The following is a 22,530-nucleotide window of genomic DNA, read 5'->3' as shown; positions in this document are numbered from 1 at the left end:
TTAGCTTGATACATAGTGGGTTTGTTCTTTGCAGGCGGACATAAAAACTATTTGCAGTGATGAGTGCAATATTTTGATAAGGGGCTGGCACGGGTTTAGTGATAATAACAGCACACAAAACCCTGCTTGATATGATTGTTGATAATATACTTATTTCGGCCCCAGAGGTTGAGTATCTCACTTCTGCCTCTAACTATACCTACATCTACTTGATGGATGGTACGCGGCTTCTCAGCTCACACAATTTAGGAAGGATAACGACCCATTTGGCGCTTACCAGGGTACACAAAAGGGTTTCGGTCAATAAGACGCACATTTCCAAGGTAAAAGAAGGGGCAATTGTGATGAAATCGGGGTTTGTCGTTGCTCCGTCGCGTAGGATGAAAAGCGTTCTTTTGACACTAAAACTCAAGAAAACGCCCCGCAGTCGTAAACTGCAAGGGGATGGGGTCGTTAAATCGAAAAAGTGAAACATCGTAGAAGGAGCATAATCGAAAAGAATGGCTTTTTAGGAAGCTGGAATATAAATATTAAATTGGGCACCTTTGCCTGGCCTGCCCGTGGCCGTGATGATTCCGTTGTGATTCTCAACGATTTTTTTGACAATTGCCAGCCCGATGCCCGTACCTTGGTATTGTTCACGTTCGTGCAGGCGTTGGAAGACCTCAAATATTCGTTCGCTGTATTGGGGATCAAAGCCGATACCATTGTCGATGACCGTGATGTGGCAATATTTTTTTTCGGGCAAAAGCTTTTCATTCTTCAATTTATCACCGCTTACAACCCGGCTTTTTATCCGTATGTGGGGAGAGCGATTGGGATTTGAGAATTTAAGGGCATTGCCAATGAGATTTTGCATGAGTTGACGAAACTGAAACGTGATGACGGCAGCCGAACCGAGATGGGCTACGTCAATGGTAGCGTGTTTTTCTTGGATGGTTTCGCTCATTTCGGCCACTACCTCCTCAACAATGGAGCGAAGATTTGTACTTTCAAAGTTACGGGCTTCAGTATTAAATCGGGTGAACAACAGCAAATCGTTGATTAGTTGTTGCATTCTCTCGGCAGAATTTAGGATGCGTCTAAAATAATCTTTGCCGCCTGCGGTTAAGTTTTGGCTTTCGTGGTCGTCGATATACCGGGCTAGTAGTTGTATTTTACGCAGTGGTTCCTGTAGGTCATGGCTTGATACATAGGTAAAAGATTCAAGCTCCTTGATAAGTTTCTGAAGGCTTTTGTTTTTTTCCACGAGGCTTGCATTTGCCTCCTTCAATTCTGATGTTCGTTCGGCTACGGCTTTTTTTAGGTCTTCTTTTAGTTTGTTATGCTGTTGAATTTCGGTGTGCGTCCCTACCCACAGCATTGCTGGTTTTCCGTTGTCGGCTTTGTAGGCCAGTCCCCGGCTCAAATGCCACCGGTATTCTCCTTCCTTATTCAATAATCGGTGTTCGAGTTCAAATTCAGTACCAGTAGCAAGCGAGTGCTGCCACTTGCTTTTGTATTCTTCCCACTCGTCGGGGTGGATTATTTTTTTCCATCCCCACTCTTTAAGTTCATCCACCGAAAGCCCGGTATAGTCGAGCCAAACGTCATTAAAAAAGTTGAGATTGCCTTCTTCATCGGTTGCCCATACTTTTTGTGGAATCGAATTGGTGATGAATTGGTAGCGTTTTTGGATTTCTATCCGTGCTTCTTCGGCGCGGGCTTGCTCGGTAATATCTTCAATCGCGAGCAGGATTAATTTCTCCGAATTTCCCGCTTTTATTTCGCGGGCATTCAGCCGCATTCGCCGCTCGCCAATATTATAAAATGTATGCGTTAACTCTAAGTTATCAAAGGTTGATTTTTCGGGAAGAATATTTTCAAGCAGTTCTTTCAGGACGGGTATATCCCAGTCTTTGTGGCCTGTTTCGTAGATTAATTTACCCTCGGTGTCGGCGGTGTTTACCTTGAAGGCATTATAATAGGAAAGGTTGGCGGTTTTTACCCGCAGGTTTTTATCCAGCACCAGCAGGGGCTCGCGTATGGTGGCAATGATACCTTCGGCATAATCTCGGGCGTTCGTTATCTGCTCATTCAGGCTGCTCAGTTCGCGGTTGACCACCGTCAGCTCTTCGTTGGTGCTTTGGAGTTCTTCTTTACCCGTTTCCAATTCTTCGTTGAGGCTTTGCAACTCTTCGTTGCCGCTCAATAATTCTTCGTTGGCGCTTTGAAGTTCTTCGCTCAAGGCCTCTTGGTCTTGCGTAATGGCGCGCATATCTTCGCGGGTTTGGATGAGCTCCTGCTCAAATTGCCGAATGCGAAGGTCTTTATCGTCCAATGCTGATTTTGTCGCTTTCTTGGGGCGGCCTGTCGGAGGGAGCGGGTCAACGGCATTTGTCTCGTGAAAAAGAATCAAATAGTGAGGTTCAGGCGTACCTGGCAGGGGTAAAATTTCGATAGAAATGGTACGTAGGCTGCCATCTGCCCGAAACGGGATAATTTCTTTGATTACCCGAGCATTGTCTTTTTTTGCTTTGTAGAGCAAATTGCGCAGCTCAAACGCCAGCCCGTGTTTGGCCAGAAGTAACAAATTATGGGTAGGTTTGCCAGATGTCTGTTCTAAATAGGGACCAGTAATGCCGCGAAAATGCACAATGTCCATGTCTTCATTGATGACCACTCCGGCGGGCGTATACCGACTGAGAATAAGATCGTCGGCTATTTTTTGAAAATCGGTGCGCATGTTTTCGTTTTTGGAAGTACCAAAACTCAGATTCAACTCGCTCCGTTGGCCAGCCATTGGCATAAACCGGCCAGGGCCTTCTTTGCGAGTAAATACCTTATCGTCTTTGGCGGCGATTGAAAAAAGGTCAGGTACATTGCCGACCGTTTCCAATTTGCCGAGCAATAAATATCCTTTGGGGTTTAATGAATAATGAAATGTAGTAAATGCCTTTTTTTGAAGGTAAGGTTCGAGGTAAATCATCACATTGCGGCAGCTGATTAAATCCATTTTGCTGAAAGGTGGATCCTTTAAAAAATTGTGCGTAGCAAACACGCACATATCCCGCACAGATTTATTGATTTGGTAGTTGCCGTTTTTTTTGAGGAAAAATTTTTGCAAGCGTTCGGCGGTTAGACTTTCCACTTCACTTTTGGAATAGGTACCAATACGCGCTTTGGCAATGGCAGGGTCACTCAAATCGCTGGCAAAGAGCTGGACGCGCTCGGTTGTATTGCCCAAAAACTCGGCCAAACACATGGCCATTGAGTAGGCTTCTTGTCCGGTGCTGCAACCCGCTACCCATATACGAATGGGTTCTCCCGCGCTTTTGTTTTTCAAAATAAGCGGAAAAACCGTTTCGCATAAATAATCAAATACCTGCGGGTCTCGAAAAAAAGAGGTGACGGGAATCAATAAATCTTGGTATAAAGCATCTTGTTCCTGTTTGTTGTCCTTTAACAAAACCAAATAGGCGGCGGTATCTTCATTTTTGTTAATGGCCATTCGGCGCAGGATTCGGCGGCGGACGGTCGTTTGTTTATAATACGTAAAATCAGTTCCTTTCCGGATGCGCAGTACTGTAAGGATTTGTTTGACCACCTCCTTTTCAGTTTCTTCGGCATTGGGGTCTTGGGCGGTGTCTGAGCGAAGAATCCGAATGATGTCCAACAGTTTTTGGGGGATTTCGTCGGGCGGTAGAATAAAATCAACCACCCCGGCCTGTACGGCGCTTTTGGGCATACCCTCATAGGCGGCCGATGCTTCATCCTGCGCAAACGTGATGCCTCCGTGGTCTTTAATGGCCTTCAGCCCCCCCGTGCCGTCGCTGCCCGTGCCCGACAACACAACGCCGATGGCGTGGCTTTGGTGGACTTCAGCCAGAGAGGTGAAAAAAATGTCAATGGGGAGATTGAGCTCGTTTTTTTGGGTTACGCGCGGACTCAATTGCAATATTCCGTCGTTGGCCACCAGCATCTTATTGCTGGGCAAAATATAAATATGGTCAGGCTCCACCTTAATGTCGTCGGAGATTTCTACGACGGGAATGCTTGTTACTTTTTGTAGTAAATCAGGCAGCAGGCTTTCGTGATTGGGGGCTAAATGCTGCACGAGTACGTAGGCGATTCCTGATTTTTCGGGAATGGCTTTGAGTAATTTTCGGAAGGCCTCCAATCCGCCTGCTGATGCGCCAATACCCACTACAGGGAACAAATTGGTGGACAACACTTTTTCATCAGCTTTCATACGCTCATTATCTTTCTCTGCATAAAATAAAATCCTTTTTGGCGGGCTGTACCTGCCTTTGTTCTTCCGACATGAGAAGCAACTGCTCAATCACCCGCGTCAGCTTCTTAAAATCGGTTGGCTTCTGAATGTAATATTGTGCCCCTTTATGATACAGTTCGTCTACCTGCACGGGGTATATCGAAGTCGAGAAGATAATGATGGGTAGGGATTGCCATTGAGGCATTAGCTTGATTTCCGTTAAGCATTCATGCCCGTTTTTTCGGGGCATATTTAGGTCTAAAAAAATCAGGTGGGGGAGGTCGCCTTGATGTTCTTGCAGCCACTCGATGAGCTGTTGCCCGTTTGTGACCGTGGTAAGCTCAACGGCAACGGGAATTTGGTCCAGCGCTTCCCGAAAGAATAAACGATCGTCGGCATCGTCATCAGCCAGTAAAAGACGTAACGGTAGAGGAGTCATAAATTGAGAAAAGGTAATTTGAAGCGGGGCAATGAGTGAGTTACAAATGGCTTCATTAATCTACGTTGCCGTAGGGTTAATTCCAGAACCTTAATTCCCATTATTGTATAAATGTAACCTTTTTATTTGATTTTCAAAGATTTATCCGATAATAGTTTTGCTTAAACAGCATCAATTTTGGCTTTAAAAAGCAAAAGCACCTAACATTGCTGTTAAGTGCTTTTGTGATGTGGGCCCAGTAGGGCACGATCCTACGACCCCCTGATTATGAGTCAGATGCTCTAACCAACTGAGCTATGGGCCCGAGCTAAACATACATGCACAACTCTCTCTATATAAGCTACTTACAAAAATCGCTAATTCTCTCTTCCTAACTGGAATTGGAGCTATAGGTGATTTCTGTGTATCAAATTGTGTATCAAATTTTAGCTATGTTTTTAACACTATGAAAGCACATACTCCTACGGCAGAAGTTGTATTGGATAACAGAAAAGCCAAGCAAGATGGCACATACCCCCTAAAATTGAGAGTTACCTTCAATAGAATAAGGAAGTATTACAATGTAGCATTGCCCTCATTAAGTGAAGCAGATTTCAAGAAACTTGACTCCTCCAAGTTGCGTGACCCATTTCTAAAAGATGTCAAAGTCAATATCACTGCCACAGTATCTAAAGCCCAAAGTATCTTTACCCAACTAAGCCCCTTTTCCTTTGATGACTTTGAAAAGCTATTTTTCCCAAAAGAGGAAGGTGCAAATCCTGCCAATGTTTATTCTACCATTGAATTATATGTCAAAAAATTAAGGGAAGAAGGCAGAGTTGGTACAGCCAGTTCCTATGAGTGTACCCTGAATTCACTTCAAAATTTCAAAAAGAAACTTAGGTTTGAGGATATAACTCCAGACTTTCTCAATAGTTATGAAAGATGGATGCTGACCAATGGTAAATCTTCTACAACAGTGGGTATATACTTACGCAGTTTAAGAACCATTTTTAACCAAGCAATTGAAAAAGGGCTGATTGGAAGAGAAAAATATCCCTTCAAAAAATCAAAATATCAGATACCGGCTGGGCAGAATATCAAAAAAGCACTCACCATGAATGAGTTAAAGAAGATTTTTGAGTATGAAGCCCTTCCTGACAGTATGGAAGCCAAGGCAAAAGACCTTTGGATGTTCTCCTACTTATGTAATGGTATCAACATTAAGGATATTTGCAGGCTAAAATTCTCAAACTTGGATGGTGATAGATTGGTGTTTTACAGGGCTAAAACTGAAAATACCAAAAAGAGCAACCAAAAGCCCATTGTTGTTTATTTGGGTGCAGATGCCAAAGTGATTATTGCCAAATGGGGTATTCCTGACCAATTGCCGAATAATTACATTTTCCCTATTTTGCATCCCAACATTACCCCTGAGAGGGAAAGAGCATTGGTCAAAGATCTGACAAAGCAGATCAATAAATACATGAAGCGTATAGTGGAGAAATTAGGTATAAGTAAACCTGTAACTACTTATGCTGCAAGGCATAGCTTTTCGACTGTACTTAAACGCAGTGGGGCTCCTATTGAGTATATTTCTGAGAGTTTGGGGCATAACAGCCTCAAAACCACAGAACATTACCTTGATAGCTTTGAAGATGATGTAAAAAAGAAGTACTCTAATCTGTTAACGCTATTTAAAGAAAATTAAAAACATGGAAGAAAGGAGGTATTTTTTAAATATTTATAGGGATTTATTCGAATTACCCGAGAATCATGTCTTAGATGAAATTGAGCTACAATATGCCGACTTATTAGATAGATATAATGAGGAAATAGATGACTCATCTAATCCATTTCCTCCTTTGAAACCTCTAATATCTCAAGTTTTCAATGATAAAATTACCCCTATATATATTGAGATGGATGACTGGTTAGCCACCTTGCCAATTGAAAAACAGCAGCAGGAAGCTAGGTCTCTATTAAGTCAGGTATTATATTATATTCAAAAAGCAAGTACCTATACACTCAAAAGCTATTCTTTAGAAGGCAGGGAGTGGTTATTAAGTGAAACCCCTTTGAATACAAAATATCCTTTTGTGATGGAGTCTCTTCAGGGTATTGAAAATATGCTAAAAACAAAATATTTGTTTACAGTTCAGCAAACCTCTTCGCATGAGTTATCGGGCTATGAAAATAAAAAAATTGACTTTAAGCTTCAAAAGAATCAAGTTGCCATGCTATTTCTTGGCCTTAAAGCAGCAGGAATAATTAACAAAAAAACTTCAAACTATGAACTTGCTAAATTTTTAGAAGCTAATGTGACATATAATCACAAGGAGCTATCTGATGTTGAAACACTTATTAGCCAAATTATTAATGAAAGTACTAGTACAGAGAAAGCATATAGTGAATTAAAAGCAAAACTCAATAATATTACCCTTCCACAAAAAGACAATGCAGGGTAATTTGCTAACAATCAACGAGTTACACAGGACAAGTAAAAAGTAAGTAAAAAGTAAGTATCCTATTCTTCCCAACAAAGCAGTCTACTTTTGACCTAAATTTAAAACGTCAAAAGAATGACAAGTAATATAAGATTAATCTCCCCTTCAGAGCTGGAATCGCTCATTGTACAAGCCGTCAACCAAGCGTTCAACGCTTATGTTTACATTCGGAACAAAGATGATGCTCTAAATTCCTCTCCCGAGCTTATGGGCACTGCTCAAGCTGCTGTTTTTCTAAATATCTCAGAGGCTACTCTTTACAAATACACCAGTATGAGGCTTATCCCATTCAAAAAAAGAAGCCAGAAGTTGTATTTTTCAAAGAAAGACCTTCTGCAATGGCTTGAAGTAGGCCCCAACCCCCTGTAAATAATTTTAATCTTAAAAGACAAAAAAAACATGAAAATTAAACTTAAAGAGCTATTGAAAGACTCATATTCGATGAAAGAAACAGCGGAGCTATTAGGTTTCAAAAATAGGGCAATGATGTTTAGCTTTTTACGGAGGTACAATATCATTAATGGGTCATTACCTGCTCGTGAATTTTTAATTATGGAGTATTTTGACGTCCAGAACTATAAAATTAGAAATAGGAAAGGGGAATGCTTTAAGGCTGTTCCACTAATTAGAGTTACTCAGGCAGGAGTGAAATTCATAGAAGATTTACACCACTTATTAACAAAAGACCAGTATGCACCACATTTTACCCAAAAATAAGCAACTCACCAAACAAAATATCTTGGCCGCTACTAACGGTGGCCTTGCTATTTTTAGCCATTATATTACTGATTTTGAACAACCTAAAAAGACTTTTAAGGCTATTTTTAGAAAGGATGAGCACCCCTCTGCCAATGTGTTTCAGGGGCAATCAGGCGAATATCTATACAAGGATTTTGCAGAAGAGAAGCCAATGAATGCCATTGATTTTGTAATGAAATTGCAGAAGGACTGCTTTCCAGAGGCACTCCAACGCATCAATAAAGATTTAAAACTTGGTTTTGAAAAAGATAACGAAACAATCGAGTATGGGGGTAACTTCGATTATTGGAAGCAGTTTGAGGGTGAAGAAATGAAAAGCGATATTAACGAAACCTTAGCTGCTTACTCTATTAGTTCAGTAAAAAGTTTCACTACACGCAAAGGGAACAAGATAATTGCGACAGCATCCAATCCAATTTTTGCATTTAAGTTGGCAGAGGGATATAATAAAATGTACCGCCCATTGGAACAAAACCGAAGGTATAAGCATCAGTATATTGGTAAACGTCCACTCGATTATCAAAACATCTACGGAATTGCTCAACTTCCAGCCACCAGCCACACAATTTTGATTGTTGAGGGATTGAAAGACTGCATCATAGCTAATGCAAACCTAAATCAACATCAAATTTACGCAGTTGGGATTGATAACGTAAGTACCCACATAAAACCCGAAATGCTCCAATTTCTTCGTTCCAAGTGCAGATTTTTGGTTCTTTGTCTTGATACCGATGAAATAGGTCTGAAAATGTCATCATTGAAAGCTCAACAGTACGGGTTGCGAAATTTTATCCTGCCCTCATTGCTCACCCAAAATGGAGGGAAGGACATCAGTGATTGGTTTAAATTAAAATTGGACGAGCAGTTGTTATTGAATGCTTTGGGAGAAGCGATTTCTTGCCCTGAACCCACTCCCAAACAACAATTAGTTTTGGACGAGCTTTTAACCAGATTAAATGCTACCGAACATCAAGTAGCGCAGTTATCAACACAACCAATCGTGTTTTCACCTCCCTTGATAAGCTTAGGAAATTTACCGATAATAAGACGGGGTACTATCAACATTATCCAAGGGAAATACGGTAGCCACAAATCAAGGCTAGCAGAATTGTTTTGCAGTTACCTGTTAACCAACAAAACCGATTGTTTGCACTACTATTTGCACTTTGAAAAAACAGACGAGGCGATTACAGTAGTGTACATTGATACAGAGCGAAACCTCAAAGAAGAGCTGCCAGCAGCTATTCAATCTATAAAAGAAAAAGGGTGTTATGGAATCCACGAAACCCCCAAAGATTTTCGGTTCACCTCTATCAAGCAAATTGAACGACATAAACGTTTGGGGGCTGTCAAGTCTTTTATCGAGCAAGTGAGAGAACAAACTGCCCACACAATGTTTGTTTTACTTGATGTGGTTACAGATTGTGTTGCAAACTTCAATGACCCCAAAGAGTCCATGAAGTTGTTTGATTATTTGGGAAACCTGTGTGATAATTACGATGCTACCTTCTTACTGGTCATTCACCAAAACCCAGGAAGTGAAAAAGCAAGGGGACATACAGGTACGGAAGCAGCCAATAAAGCATCTACTGTTATGCAAATTGGTTTTGAACAAGAAGGGTCTGACTTACTTGCGCTCAAATTTCTTAAACTACGAGCTGCAAAACGTCCATCTACAATTCATTTGGTATACGATGAAACTATCAGAGGGCTGGCATTAGCGCACGAAGAAATGCTCCAACAGCTCACTTCTGAACGACCTCAAGTAGCAGAGGGGGGAGAGGTCGCTGAAGAATTAGGTAGGTTATTATGTCCCTCACTTTCTCAAAAGGAGCTTTTGCAACAGTTAAGACAGCGGTTTGAATGTTCGGATAATACGCTAAAGAATCGTTTAGAGGAAATTGCTGAGAAACAGTTGAAGATAACTAATAAGCAAGGTGTTTTCTGCAAACTTAGCATCAAAGCGGCAAGTGGGAAACCGACTGTCTATGAACTCCAAGTGATAGAATAAAATCTTAGTATAGAGGCCGTAGCACCCATACAAGCCCAACTAAAACAGCAGTTAACTACAACTAACTTGTTGTCTTGGTTGGGTTATTGTTATATTTCTATCATTGCTTCAAGGTTCGGTATTAGGCAGGGCTTCCTCACAAATATTAAATACCTGTAAATCAATGTTTTAATATTATACATAAATTACTTGTTTGTCATTAAAATAGCTAGATAAGTTACAAAATTCAGGTTTCATATACAATAAATCCTAGAAAGGCTCTTGTTAGCTTTGGTTTACAAGTACTTTGCCATTTTTATGAGAAAACCCTGTATTTTTCCCTTAATGGTATGTGCGGCCCCTGTTGAAGCTTACTGTGACTTCGTGTTAGGGCCTGACTCGAAGGCTGAGTAAGCAGTTTTGACGATTTAATCGTCGGTCATGTTCTGTAGAGCCACCCCTAAATTTGGAGTTATAGTATCCCATTCAGAACGCTTCAGGTACCGTTTGATAACTATTTTATGGAATTGACATAAAAAAGATGAATGTTTGCCTTTATTAAGTATATAAACCACGAAGGCACTTTAACCTTAAATTAAATGGTATTTATTTTCCCTTTTTGGAAGTGTATACGCAATAAAGTTGCGTATATAAATGTACTTGCAACGTTTCACACTTTTTAATTTGCTACTATGTTCAATGCTCCATTTTCCTTTGAAGGTCGTATTCGAAGAACAGAATACGGATTGAGTGTAATTATCTATTCAACAATATATGGCATTTTAAGTGCGATAATTTCACCATCTAATAGCGGGAGCGGTGGAGCGGAGGTAATACTTCTCATTCTTATAATCCCAATGCTTTGGTTTTTTTGTGCACAAGGAGCAAAAAGATGCCATGATATTGGTAATAGTGGTTGGATGCAATTAATTCCATTTTATGGATTGTGGTTGATTTTTCAAGATGGCGAATCTGGGACAAATCAATATGGCCCTAATCCCAAAAGTATTCAAACAAGCAATACATCATCTTCACAGCCAAATCCAACAGATGGAGGGTATCAAGGAGGCTATAGTGGCGGACATAACAATCAAGGCAACATCAGCCAACAAAATCCATCCAATAACACCAATACAGGAGAATATAAGAGTGGTGATTTATATAATTAATTAAAGTGAGCCATGTTTGACCTTCGTAATTTAACTATAAGTAGTACAAACCCCTGTTTAATAGTCTATCTAATAGACCAAAGTGGTTCGATGAATGAAAAATTTGGGAACGCTTCTCACACCAAAGCAATTGAACTCGCCAATGCTATCAATGATGTAATATATGAAGTTGGACTTCGATGTATTAGTGGTGGTGGAGAATTAAAAAACCGATTTGAGTTAGCTATTATCGGATATGGAAAAGATGGACAAAATGGGGTACAGTCCGCATGGGAAGGGGCTTTGACCAATAAATGGGTAGTGTCTATTAAAAATATTTTTGATTATCCACTAGTTGTCGAAAATGACAAACCTATATGGATAAAACCTTACTCCAATGGCGCAACCCCAATGACAAAAGCATTTGAAAATGCAAGGAGACTTTGTACGGACTGGATACAATGGGGTAATCACAGAGATTGTCATCCTCCTATAATTATCAATATCACTGATGGGGAGGCTACTGATGCAGGTAATGGCTTTAATTTCCTAAGAAATGAAATAGAGCAAATAAAAGCCTTATCCACCAATTATGGTACGGTCAATATCTTAAACATTCATATCTCATCAAGAATAGGTGATAGAATTCTGTTTCCGACTGAATTGAGAGACAATAATGATAAGTTTGCTCAATTACTTTTTGAAACAGCTACTCCTCTCAATGAAAATATGATTCGGCTTGCTCAGAACAGAGGTTACAATCTTCAGTCAAATGCAAGAGGATATATTTTCAACGGTAATGCTACCGATTTAATCAATTTCTTAAATATCGGTTCTAACCCAGTGTAATGGCTCTAAAAATTCTTCAATTACACAAAAGAGCATCTTATAAGTACAATTATATACAAGATAAGTATGCTTACTCACAGGAAACCAGATGCTATGCTATCGCTGATGGTGCTACCCAAAGTTTTAACCCAGAACTATGGGCAGACCTCATAACAAAAAGATTTATTGAAAATCCAGCATTTGAACCTGATGCTTTGATTGGGCTTTTTAAGAGCTGTGCCGAAGAATTTTCAAAACTAAAGTACGAGTTTAGTCCTAACCCTGCCATTGCTTCACTTGAAAGGGACAAGCTAAAAAGAGGGGCAACATCTACGTTCATTGGTGCCATAATTAAGAATGATAATACATTGTCAATTATTAGCTGTGGAGATTCAAACACTTTTATTCTAAGGTCAGATAAAATCATATCATTTCCCTCTACATCTTTAGATGAGTTAGACGAAAAAAAGCATTTTTTGAATACCGCTAAACTATCTGATAATGAAATAAATAAGGATTTTTTTGTCCAGCATGTCATTCATCTTCAACAAGGTGATACCATAATTTTGGCCAGTGATGCCCTCAGTAGGTTGATGTTGAAAAACCCCAGTACTTGTAATACTCTACTGCAAATCAACGATTTTGAAAATTTACACACATTTTGTTTAGAACAGTGGGAACAAAGGTGGCTCGAAGAAGATGATATAACTGCAATTATAATTCAAGATATTCATTCTGAGGCTGTTCAAGAAATATTCCCACCTACTGATTTTAGCTTCCCAAAAGAGAAAGAGTTTGAGTTTATTCCCTCAGAATTAAACTACTACAATAACGAACTAACAGGTAATGATATGCAACAACTGTTTCAAGAAATTACTCGACTAAGACAGGATTTGTCTGAAATCAGGAAAGATTCCAAACTTCAAAAAACACTTTTGATAATTTGCGTAGGGCTAATAACTATCCTTAATCTATTTTTTCTATACAATAATTTTCAAAACAAAGAAGAAGAGAAAATTAAACGCTTAGAAAGTCAAGTACAGGATTATGAAGCGAAAGTAGAAGAAAAAATTACTGAGATTAAGAAACTTAAAGACAAAATCGAAAACTCCGAAAAGAAGACCAGTACAGATAAAATACAACAGGATACCCAAATTGATACTATCCAAAACGGTTTGAAAAAAGAAACAGTAAAACCCAAAAAGCATAAAAACTAATGTTTCCGAGCGTTTCTGAATATAATCAGGTGATTCAAAGTAAAGGAGGTACTTCGTTAAAAACGCTGTCAAATTTAACTTTCATACCTTCAAGAATCACACCTATCAAGATTTACTCGTATGGTAGTGGGGCTTTTGCTGTGGTTTTCAAAGCAAAAGACGAATTAGATAATAAATATGCGATACGTTGTTTTACAAGTGCTGAAAATGATAAAATAGAACGATACCGAGAAGTTTCTTCTTATCTGAGAAAAATTGACACCACTTGGCAAACAGAATTTGAACTATTAGAGGCAGAAATCAAAGTAGGAAACAGGGGCTATCCAATTATTAAAATGGATTGGGTAGAAGGAGAGTTGTTGAATGATTATATCGGACATAAACTTCATGATAATAAAGCACTTACCGAACTGCAAAAACAACTTGTTGAGGTTAGCAAAAGTTTGGAGAAGCATAAAGTTGGACATGGAGACCTACAATGTGGAAATGTTATCGTTAGCAAGAATGACGGAGGTGAGAGTGTAGTCAAATTAATAGATTATGATGGAATGTATGTCCCTCCACTTTCGGGAAAACACAGCCTTGAGAGAGGATTAACAGAATTCCAACATCCCGAACGTTCACATCTTGACTATAATGAGAAAATAGACAGGTTTTCATTTTGGGTGATTATTTGTGCCATAGAAGCATTAAAATACGATAAAAGTCTATGGTTAGAAGTGATGCAAGGAGGTTTCAATACATTGCAAAACACATTATTTATTGGTCAAGATTTTATAGACTTTGATAATTCTGCGCTTGTTCAACGTCTCTCCAGGCTTAATAAGCCTTCTCTATCATTTTACTTGTCAAAGCTGAGAGCTTTTTGCGATTCATTGCCAGAAAATGTGGAGCAGATAACAATGTTTAAAAGCCCTAATCAAGAACAAGGCAATAATGACTTTACCGAACCCATAGCTACGCAACCTAAAACTGATTTTATAAAAATACTTTCTAACCCTTCGGGGGCTACCATTTTTAATAGTGCTTTTCAAAAAATTGGTACCACCCCTTGTGTCTTAGATAAAGATGAATACACTGCTAAAACTCTTAGATTGAAGTATGAAGACCAATACACTACTGTTTTTATTAATAAAAATCAGTCAGAAATATGGATTAACTTTCAACAAAAAAATCCACCTATAATAATAAAAACTCAACAACCTGTACCTGCTCCGCAAGATAATGAATGGGTAAAAGTAGTTATATTTGTAATTGCATTTACTGTCATTGTGCTTGCCATAATAAGTTTAGGAAAAAAACAAGAAAACATAGTCTATCCTCCTACAACAGACTCCACTTTGGTTGCCAATGACATAAGTGTTGCTGTTGATACTACTGCTATATTAGTTGATACTACTGCTATATTATCTGATGCACCACCTAATAATTTTGCTGAACTTGATACGTCTGCCGTTGATACTGCTGTATCATCTGGCACACTATCTAATAATACTACTGCCGAAGAAATAAGCATGATATTCTTGTTAGCCTTGAATAATGCAGATTGCGAAAGAGCTTGGCAAGTAACTTATAATCCATTTTGGGAGAAAAAAGGGAAGGCATGGTTTTGTTCATCCCAAGCTTTTGGAGGTGTAAATAAGGTAGAAATTACAGAAGTAACTGAAGTTAGTAATGATGGGCTAAAAGCCATTGTGCATGCAAAATACTATGCATCAGATACATATAATGGAGCAGGATATTATGACCAATACTTTGACTTGACAAAACTTAATAACAAATGGTACATTGTAAAAATTATAAATAGTAACTAATTTTCTACCACTGCAGAACAATCGCACATTTTTAATCAGATTGTCTATCATTTTTGTTCTAGTTTGAGCTACAAACCAGTCCAAAGATTTAAGCAGTTAGGAACAAGGCTATAGTTTACAGAAGCCAATCAAAATATATAAAAGTGTTTTGCCTTGGTTGTCTGGCTACTTTTGGTTAACATTTAAGTAATGTTACAACGTATTATGCCAGTTACCAAACATAATTACCCAACACGCTCTAAGAAAATAAAAAGTGGATATTTTACGTAGATAATTTGGAAAGTTAAATTTAAAATGTGTAACATTTTAGTACAAAGAATTCTATAATTCTAAAAAAATAGAAATATGAATATATTTTACACAAAAAAGTAGAATTAACGACACAAAACTATATAAAAATTAACAAAATAATATATTTCTGATTTAAATTTTGGTATAAGTTAAGACTAGGCAACTTCATAAAATTTAAAATAATAATATTTTATCACAGAAAATATCAAGTAAAAATATGAGTAAACACAAAATACAAATAAATGAAATATTTAGCCATGAAAACATAAGTATACGTTCGTTTACTGTATGTAAAAACAATGGTTTAAAGGACTTAAAATCAATATTAAACTATTACAAAAAAAATAAAACCTTTATTAATCTTAGAAACTGTGGTAATAAATCCAACAAAGAACTAATTACGTTATGTATAAAATACATTGAAAATGAAAATGCAATCAACATTCTTCCTATAAAGGAAAATATTTTTACAGAAACAATCTCAATAGAAGAAATAATCGATTATGAAAATATAAGTATACGTTCATATAACGTATGTAAAAGCAACAGCTTGAGGGATTTAAAATCACTTTTAGAATATTATCAAAATAACAAAACCTTTTTAAATCTTAGGAACTGTGGTAGTAAATCCAATGAAGAACTAACAAATTTATGCTTAAAGTACATTGATAAAGAAAACATTACCAAACTCACCGTTCCTACAAGAGAAAACCCTTTTGTTGCATTAATATCCACTCTAACAAGAAGCCAAAGAGAAGTAATTAATAGTTTTATAGAAAGCAATTCAAATAATCTTTCAAATAGAAGCAAAAATGCAATAGTTTCATTTCTAAAAGGTAATCTAAAAATCAGAAATGTAAGTGATAATATATTAACAAATGATCAATTTTCAATTAAAGATATTAAAAATGTTGGAACAAAAACAACAAACGAAATTGAACAATTTATTGATTCAATAAAGGTTTTTATTGAAATAGTAGGCAAAGTTGAAAATGAAAGCAAATTAATTGCTCTAAAAAACAAATTTTACATAAATAAAACATTTCTTATATCTGAAATACCAAATGAAATACTTGAAAATTTATCAATTTTTAATTTAGTAGATTTCCTAATCAAAAATAATGCTTTATTTAAAAGTCATCAAAATATTGTTTTTCAGAAATCGGTTAAAATATATAAAGATCAACAAGAACTAACTTTAACACAAGTTGGTAAAGATTTAAACATAACAAAAGAAAGAGCTAGGCAAATAAGAAAAAATTGTTTAGATGAAATGTTTAACAAACTTCAATTTATCAAAAATATAGATGAAAATCTACTCCAAAAATACGGAATTGACATAAATCAAGACTTTATTAGAATTGACGAAGATTTAAACTATAGCATAAATACACTCAATAAAACTAACTTTTCAAATGAATTTAACTTATTCATAATTTTTATCTACATTTCTAAAAATTTTGAACTTATTGGGAATATTGAAGACGTATTAGAGCCTAAATATATTAAACATAGGAATCGCCATAATTGGAAGAACTTTTATTTAGTAAATAGAAACATAAGTAAAGAATTTGATTTTAATGCATTAGTCGATGACATTAATGGCAGATTAAATGAACGTATTAATGATACTTATAGCTTTAACTTTCTAAGTTATTTAACAAACTTTTTAAAAACAGAAAAAAAAATAATATTGCCAATAATTTTATCAATTTCAGAAAAAATAATTAATCAAGAGTTTGAACTTTACTTAGATCTTTACGAAACATTAGTATTTAAAAGAAATACAGTAAAACAAGTTACTGAATATGCAATAGAGGTTTTAGAAAAAATCGGTATTCCATCTAAAATAGAAGTAATATATAATTTAATTCAAAAAGATTACCCTGAAATTACGAAGAGTGTTGACTCCCTTCGTGGAAGTCTTCAAAGAACAAGTGAAATAATTTACTTTGGTAGAAGTAGCACTTATGGTTTAAAAAAATGGGAAAAGGAAAAGGACAATATTAAAGGAGGAACCATCCGCCAAATAGTAATCGAGTATTTAGAAAACAACTCATCTCCTCAACATATATCAAAAATCGCATCATATGTACTTCAATTTAGACCTAATTCCAATGAATATAGCATTATTCAGAACTTAAAGCTAGATGAATCAGAAACATTTATTTTTTATAAAAACTCAATAATAGGCTTATCTCAAAAAATATATGAAGACAAATATATATTATCCGATGGCTCAAAAATAAATGAAAAAAAAACTTGGGAAGAAAGATTTGACGAGCTTACAGATTTTTTAAACGCGAACAATAGATTGCCATTCTCAAGTGGATGCCCTGACACAGAACTAATACTTAACAGGTGGTACAAAATTCAAGTAAGGAAAATAAAAAAAATCGCTTTAGATGACAAAAAATGCAGTTTAATAAAAGAAGTTATTAATAAATTCGAAAAAGAAACATTACAAAAAAGAAAAGTCAACGATATAGAAAAATACAACAAACTCAAACAGTTTATAATAGAAAACAGAAGATTGCCTTCAGCCAATAAAATGGGCGAAGAAAGTCTTTATAAATTTTTTTACAAACAGCGAACAAAATTTAATCAAGGGTGCTTAAAAAAAGAAGAAGAATGCATTTTTATAGAAATCGCAAAAATAATTCAAACAAACAAATATGAAAGTCGTAGAAAATAAAAAATTACAAGAGCAAAGGCTTAAAGAAATATCCGATGAGAAAGGTATTGATTATAATCATTTAAAATCCTTAATTGAATCTGTTAGGACAAAAAAGTTGCTAAAAAGAAACAATTATCATCAACAAAAAATCAATGACATAATTGAAAAATCAACAAAATGAAATTCTCAAATATCCAAATTAATAATTTCAGACAATATTACAATTCTGTAGATGTTGATCTTCAAACAAGTAACGAGAAGAACATCATAATAATTGGTGGTCGAAATGGCTACGGGAAAACAAATTTTTTGCTCTCAATTGTTTGGTGTTTATATGGTGAGAAAATATCTCAAATAGACGAAAATTTCAAGAAAGAAATCCAAAAAGAGAAAAACTACTCTTCTTTTATGCAACAATCAATTAACTGGACTGCAAAAAAAGAGAATAAAACTCAATTTTCAGTAAGTATCAAAATTTCAAATATTGAAACCCCTAATCCAAATATAGATACTATTTTAATAAAGAGAACTTTTGATATTTCTACAATGAACGAAACACTTTCAATTGTCGACATAAATTCAAAATTTGAATTATTCGATGATGAAAATACAAAAATAAACTATATAAACGATTATATCATTCCAATTGATGCAGCAAAATTTGTTTTTTTTGATGCGGAAAAAATTGCAGAAATTGCCAATTTGTCAATTAAAGATGAAGGCAGTTTTATAAATGACGCTTTAGGGAAAATATTGGGTTTAGATACATACGAGACGTTAATTGATGATATTGAGTTTTACATAAATAATTTAAAGAAAGAAGGTGCTCCTAAAAATTTGCATGAGCAAATTATTAATATTGAAAAAGCAATTGAGATTTCTGAAGATCAGATAAACAACCTTGAAGAAGAAAACGCAGAAAGGTCAAAAGAGATTGATGACTTAAAGAAAAGAGTTCGAGAATACGAAAACCTAATTTTTCAACACAGTAAACTAGGCAATTCAACCTTTGATAGAAATGCTATTATTACAGATATTGATAAACTAAAATCTAAAGAAATCGAACTCAACGAGCGTTTTAATGAATTAAGCGAAATCATTCCTCTAGCAATTTTAACTGGAAAACTAGAAGAGGTAAAAGAACATTTAGAAATTCAAGAAAAAAATACACTTTCACAAAGCTCTTTAAAAGAATATTCAGAAAAAATTGAAAATTTTATTGAATTACTTTTCAACAAACCGCCTGAACCTCAAAACTCAACCATGTCTTTTAAAGATAAAATGTTTTATTATGACAAGGCCCAATCTTTAGGTTTACAACTGTTCAAAGTAAATAGTGAATATACAGAACTTGAATTCGAATACGATCTCAATAATTCAGAGAAGAAACTCATAGAAGATGCTATTAATCTACTTAATACCCAATCAAAGGATTTGTTTGAATCTACAATAGAAGAATTCAATAAAATAAAAATAAAATTATCAGACTTGAATAAAACTTTAAGCAAGATAGATGCAGAACTTGAGGACGAATTAATTCTTGAATATTCTTCTAAGAAAGAAACAGCAGACTTTAATATTTCTGAAAAGAATAGACAAATTGGCGAAAACAATCAGCAAATTACAAAGCTTAGAGGCGACATTATAAGGCTTAATCATCAATTAATAGCATTTGTTAAGAAAGTTGATATAAACGAGCAGAATAAACTAAAAATCAAAAAAAGCAACCAGTATATTGATGTTTTAAATCAGTTCCTTGATGAACAAAAAAACAACCATAAAGACAGTTTGGAAAAAACAATTCTTTCTGAATTAAAATTACTTATGCACAAATTGAACAGTGAACAAAATCAAACTAAATTTATCGAAGATGTAAAAGTCACTATTTTAGCGTCGGGGCAAGGAATGAAAATTTCATTATTTGATCAAGATGATAATGAGATTAGAAAAGAAAGTCTATCGTCGGGGGAAAAACAAATATATATTTCCTGTTTAATTAAATCAATTTTAAAAGAATCAGTTAAAAATTTACCAATTTTTATAGATACACCATTAGGTAGACTTGATGAAGAACACAGAGATAGTATAACTAAAAAATATTATCCAACACTTTCAGAACAGGTAATTTTATTTTCTACCAATAGTGAAATTACACCCAAAAGGTATAAAGACATTTCAGAATACATTTCAAAATCATATTTACTATTTAGTGATGGAGTAAATACAAATTTAAAAAGCGGTTATTTTAACACTATAAGCAATGATTAGATTTAAAATTGACAATGAAAGTACTGATCTTTTGGATAGAATTACTAATATCTACAATTTCAAGAGAGACACTATAACTGGAAGAATTGCTCTTGCATTAAGTATTAACAAAGGGAAAATGTTTCACGAAAATGAAAATAGTTTACCCCAAAATGGTCGAGAATACTCTCCTACAAGTAACATATTTGGTCGTTTAGTTAACGACACTGATAATTATGTTTTATATAAAACAATATTCGACCAACATTATGGAAAAGAACTTTCTGAAATTGAATTTATAAAACTTTACAAATTTCATCTGCGTGATGGTTTAGATTTATGGATAAATGAATTAGAGAAAGGAGATATTACTAATGGTGACCATATTTCATTCTTGTTAAAACCAATTAAAAATGGATTAATATTAAGGTCTAATACTGTTAAAATTAGCAGCACAAATGTAGTTTTAAATGCTATGAAAGAATTTACTTCTTTGCTTACATTTGAATTAGGAAAGACTGAAAATGGCGAAGTTTTTGAAATTAAAATTAATGATCTTAGAGAATTCGACAATAGAAATATTGCTATTGCGGGAATGGCAGGTTCGGGAAAAACCCAACTAATAAAAGACATCCTGTATCAAATATCTAAGAAAACAAACAATGAACTAAAGTTTATCTTTTTTGATTATAAAGGTGAAGGAAATCTTTCTCAGCTGAAGCCTTTTTTGGATGCCTCAAACTGTGAGTTTATTGATATTGTTAACGACAATGGTATCAAATTCAACCCTTTACTTTCAATTTCATTAGATGAGAGACAACGACCTTTTAGTATTAAAGCTTTTGTTGATACAATAGCTACATTTGTACCTAATATTGGTGTTGCTCAAAAAAACATTTTAACTAATATTATTTCTAATCTTTTTGATAGCAAAATACATACGTATCCTACTATTAATGAACTATTTAACGCAATTGAGGTATATTATTACGAAAATAATAGAAAACAAGACACATTATTTGCAGGGATTCAAGATTTAACAATAAATATTTTCAATTGCGATGTAAACAACCCAAATATACTTGAAAAGAGTTTATATCTAAACCTTCCCCCTGCGCTTTCTGATACCTTAAGACAGCTTCTCGTTTTTTTATTATTGAGATATTTTAATACGTACTTCAGCTCCACAAACGATTGTGAGCCAACGGATCATATTTTTCCACTCCGATATATTATAGTTATTGACGAAGTACACATTTATTTAAAAAATAAAAATGCACGAAAATCACTAGAAGAACTTCTAAGGCTTTTAAGGTCAAAAGGTGTAATTATCATTATGCTTTCACAAGGTGCCGAAGACTATAAAACTAAGGATTTTGATTTTGCCTCTCAAGTAAAATTACCAATCTGCTTAAATATTCAAAACAAAGATTATAAAGTTATAAGTAATTTCATTGGTACACCAATTAGTAAGTACAAACTTGAAGCAGAAATAAAAAAATTAGAATCTGGAAAAGGACTTATAAACATTAGAGACCCAAAAATTTTAGAGTTAAGACAATGGTGGAAAACTAGAAAAGAGGAGAATTTATAATTTTACATGTCTTTGTTGTATGGACAGAATTTTCTCATATAAACCAACTCTATATAAATCACCATTTTAATATTTAGCTTAAAGTGTTTGCTTGTCCTTAAAAAAACTAAATGAGTCCCCAAATTTAAGGTTTGATAAAATAAATCTTTGAAGTCTCTTGTTATCTGAAGGTGGGCGAACACTTTGTTTTTTTTATGAGAACGCCCTGTTTGCATGGATAGTTAATAAAGGTAAAATACAACACTAAAAAAACAAACACTAAGTTAAATTCTATAAAATTTGCTATTGGGAAGTGCAAAAGTCTTTTTAATACTGCCAGCCTATTAATTCCCCCTTGGCATGCAAACCATGCGACAAAGTTGTTTTACAAGGCAAGTGCATTTACAGTACTTATTGTTGTATTTAATTCCCCCTCTCAATCAGGGCTTTCTCATAAAAATGACTTACTGCTCATAACCCCCAGCTAACACGAGTATTTTTAGAGTTTTATGAGAGACTAAATTTAGATTTTGTAACTCAGCTAGTTATTTTAATGACAAGCAATCAATTCAGGGTCAACATTAAAGCGTTGATTTACAGTGATTTAATTTTTATGAGAAAGTCCTGCCCTCTCAATATTATCTACTTGATTCTTAGAAAGATTGCCCCTAAAATACATTTTTCCTGACTCAACCCTTTTGTTCTCTGAGCCTATGTAGTGGCTTTGTTGAATGAATATTTTTAAATGATTGAAAATCAGCTATTTATAAAATTGTCATTGTTTTATAACTAATTGATTTGCAGTATAT

General features: G+C 35.1%; 16 protein-coding genes and 1 tRNA gene. 14 read left to right on the top strand and 3 right to left on the bottom strand.

The window, feature by feature from the left end:
* Positions 1-131: 131 nt before the first annotated feature.
* Positions 132-470, top strand: a complete 339-nt coding sequence (locus DR864_RS09570; protein WP_162793687.1) for a LytTR family transcriptional regulator DNA-binding domain-containing protein — start codon at positions 132-134, stop codon at positions 468-470.
* 38 nt (positions 471-508) lie between these two features.
* Here the strand turns inward: DR864_RS09570 and DR864_RS09565 are convergent, their stop codons facing one another.
* From DR864_RS09565 to DR864_RS09555, 3 genes are all read right to left on the bottom strand, one after another.
* Positions 509-4,231 carry a chemotaxis protein CheB gene (locus DR864_RS09565; protein WP_114066749.1) on the bottom strand — a complete coding sequence of 1,241 codons (3,723 nt, stop codon included), beginning with the start codon at positions 4,229-4,231 and terminating at the stop codon, positions 509-511.
* A 7-nt stretch (positions 4,232-4,238) separates the two neighbouring features.
* Positions 4,239-4,691, bottom strand: coding sequence for a response regulator (locus DR864_RS09560; RefSeq protein WP_114066748.1), 453 nt, complete (start codon positions 4,689-4,691; stop codon positions 4,239-4,241).
* 230 nt (positions 4,692-4,921) lie between these two features.
* Positions 4,922-4,995: transfer RNA gene (locus tag DR864_RS09555), tRNA-Ile, on the bottom strand.
* 141 nt (positions 4,996-5,136) lie between these two features.
* Between DR864_RS09555 and DR864_RS09550 the strand changes: the two genes are divergently transcribed.
* From DR864_RS09550 to DR864_RS09490, 13 genes are all read left to right on the top strand, one after another.
* Complete coding sequence (locus DR864_RS09550) at positions 5,137-6,381, top strand: tyrosine-type recombinase/integrase (RefSeq protein ID WP_114066747.1); 1,245 nt, start codon at positions 5,137-5,139, stop codon at positions 6,379-6,381.
* Between the two features lie 4 nt (positions 6,382-6,385).
* Positions 6,386-7,138, top strand: coding sequence for a hypothetical protein (locus tag DR864_RS09545; RefSeq protein ID WP_114066746.1), 753 nt, complete (start codon positions 6,386-6,388; stop codon positions 7,136-7,138).
* 114 nt (positions 7,139-7,252) lie between these two features.
* On the top strand, positions 7,253-7,546 hold the full coding sequence (locus tag DR864_RS09540) for a helix-turn-helix domain-containing protein (RefSeq protein WP_114066745.1): 294 nt from the start codon (positions 7,253-7,255) through the stop codon (positions 7,544-7,546).
* Positions 7,547-7,576: 30 nt separating this feature from the next.
* Positions 7,577-7,894 carry a phage antirepressor KilAC domain-containing protein gene (locus DR864_RS09535; RefSeq protein WP_114066744.1) on the top strand — a complete coding sequence of 106 codons (318 nt, stop codon included), beginning with the start codon at positions 7,577-7,579 and terminating at the stop codon, positions 7,892-7,894.
* Positions 7,869-9,947 (top strand): toprim domain-containing protein, encoded by a 2,079-nt coding sequence (locus DR864_RS09530; RefSeq protein WP_114066743.1) that lies wholly within the window; start codon positions 7,869-7,871, stop codon positions 9,945-9,947. Before DR864_RS09535 ends, DR864_RS09530 begins: the two co-directional genes overlap by 26 nt.
* Positions 9,948-10,618: 671 nt before the next feature.
* The gene (locus DR864_RS09525) at positions 10,619-11,095 is read left to right on the top strand and encodes a DUF805 domain-containing protein (RefSeq protein WP_114066742.1); all 477 of its coding nucleotides are present in this window, start codon (positions 10,619-10,621) and stop codon (positions 11,093-11,095) included.
* A 12-nt stretch (positions 11,096-11,107) separates the two neighbouring features.
* A complete protein-coding gene (locus DR864_RS09520) occupies positions 11,108-11,923 on the top strand; it encodes a vWA domain-containing protein (protein WP_114066741.1) in 816 nt (271 codons plus the stop codon).
* Positions 11,923-13,119: a PP2C family serine/threonine-protein phosphatase gene (locus DR864_RS09515; protein WP_114066740.1), complete on the top strand. Its 1,197-nt coding sequence runs from the start codon at positions 11,923-11,925 to the stop codon at positions 13,117-13,119. The genes DR864_RS09520 and DR864_RS09515 overlap by 1 nt, the downstream gene beginning before the upstream one ends.
* Positions 13,119-14,933 carry a protein kinase domain-containing protein gene (locus DR864_RS09510; RefSeq protein WP_114066739.1) on the top strand — a complete coding sequence of 605 codons (1,815 nt, stop codon included), beginning with the start codon at positions 13,119-13,121 and terminating at the stop codon, positions 14,931-14,933. Before DR864_RS09515 ends, DR864_RS09510 begins: the two co-directional genes overlap by 1 nt.
* A gap of 508 nt (positions 14,934-15,441) precedes the next feature.
* On the top strand, positions 15,442-17,919 hold the full coding sequence (locus DR864_RS09505; RefSeq protein ID WP_114066738.1) for a hypothetical protein: 2,478 nt from the start codon (positions 15,442-15,444) through the stop codon (positions 17,917-17,919).
* Positions 17,900-18,082 (top strand): DNA modification system-associated small protein, encoded by a 183-nt coding sequence (locus DR864_RS09500; RefSeq protein ID WP_114066737.1) that lies wholly within the window; start codon positions 17,900-17,902, stop codon positions 18,080-18,082. Before DR864_RS09505 ends, DR864_RS09500 begins: the two co-directional genes overlap by 20 nt.
* Positions 18,079-20,169, top strand: a complete 2,091-nt coding sequence (gene dndD, locus DR864_RS09495; RefSeq protein ID WP_114066736.1) for a DNA sulfur modification protein DndD — start codon at positions 18,079-18,081, stop codon at positions 20,167-20,169. The genes DR864_RS09500 and dndD overlap by 4 nt, the downstream gene beginning before the upstream one ends.
* Complete coding sequence (locus DR864_RS09490) at positions 20,162-21,742, top strand: DndE family protein (RefSeq protein WP_205319225.1); 1,581 nt, start codon at positions 20,162-20,164, stop codon at positions 21,740-21,742. Before dndD ends, DR864_RS09490 begins: the two co-directional genes overlap by 8 nt.
* Positions 21,743-22,530 lie beyond the last annotated feature (788 nt).

It is taken from the genome of Runella rosea, from assembly GCF_003325355.1.
GTDB lineage: Bacteria > Bacteroidota > Bacteroidia > Cytophagales > Spirosomataceae > Runella > Runella rosea.
The sequence above is the reverse complement of the archived record's forward strand: the minus strand, read 5'-3'. Positions and strand labels throughout refer to the sequence as shown.

Excerpts from the sequence above, each read along its gene's own strand:
- DR864_RS09570 (WP_162793687.1), top strand. The coding sequence starts at position 132 with ATGATTGTTGATAATATACTTATTTCGGCCCCAGAGGTTGAGTATCTC.
- DR864_RS09565 (WP_114066749.1), bottom strand. The coding sequence starts at position 4,231 with ATGAAAGCTGATGAAAAAGTGTTGTCCACCAATTTGTTCCCTGTAGTG.
- DR864_RS09560 (WP_114066748.1), bottom strand. The coding sequence starts at position 4,691 with ATGACTCCTCTACCGTTACGTCTTTTACTGGCTGATGACGATGCCGAC.
- DR864_RS09550 (WP_114066747.1), top strand. The coding sequence starts at position 5,137 with ATGAAAGCACATACTCCTACGGCAGAAGTTGTATTGGATAACAGAAAA.
- DR864_RS09545 (WP_114066746.1), top strand. The coding sequence starts at position 6,386 with ATGGAAGAAAGGAGGTATTTTTTAAATATTTATAGGGATTTATTCGAA.
- DR864_RS09540 (WP_114066745.1), top strand. The coding sequence starts at position 7,253 with ATGACAAGTAATATAAGATTAATCTCCCCTTCAGAGCTGGAATCGCTC.
- DR864_RS09535 (WP_114066744.1), top strand. The coding sequence starts at position 7,577 with ATGAAAATTAAACTTAAAGAGCTATTGAAAGACTCATATTCGATGAAA.
- DR864_RS09530 (WP_114066743.1), top strand. The coding sequence starts at position 7,869 with ATGCACCACATTTTACCCAAAAATAAGCAACTCACCAAACAAAATATC.
- DR864_RS09525 (WP_114066742.1), top strand. The coding sequence starts at position 10,619 with ATGTTCAATGCTCCATTTTCCTTTGAAGGTCGTATTCGAAGAACAGAA.
- DR864_RS09520 (WP_114066741.1), top strand. The coding sequence starts at position 11,108 with ATGTTTGACCTTCGTAATTTAACTATAAGTAGTACAAACCCCTGTTTA.
- DR864_RS09515 (WP_114066740.1), top strand. The coding sequence starts at position 11,923 with ATGGCTCTAAAAATTCTTCAATTACACAAAAGAGCATCTTATAAGTAC.
- DR864_RS09510 (WP_114066739.1), top strand. The coding sequence starts at position 13,119 with ATGTTTCCGAGCGTTTCTGAATATAATCAGGTGATTCAAAGTAAAGGA.
- DR864_RS09505 (WP_114066738.1), top strand. The coding sequence starts at position 15,442 with ATGAGTAAACACAAAATACAAATAAATGAAATATTTAGCCATGAAAAC.
- DR864_RS09500 (WP_114066737.1), top strand. The coding sequence starts at position 17,900 with ATGAAAGTCGTAGAAAATAAAAAATTACAAGAGCAAAGGCTTAAAGAA.
- dndD (WP_114066736.1), top strand. The coding sequence starts at position 18,079 with ATGAAATTCTCAAATATCCAAATTAATAATTTCAGACAATATTACAAT.
- DR864_RS09490 (WP_205319225.1), top strand. The coding sequence starts at position 20,162 with ATGATTAGATTTAAAATTGACAATGAAAGTACTGATCTTTTGGATAGA.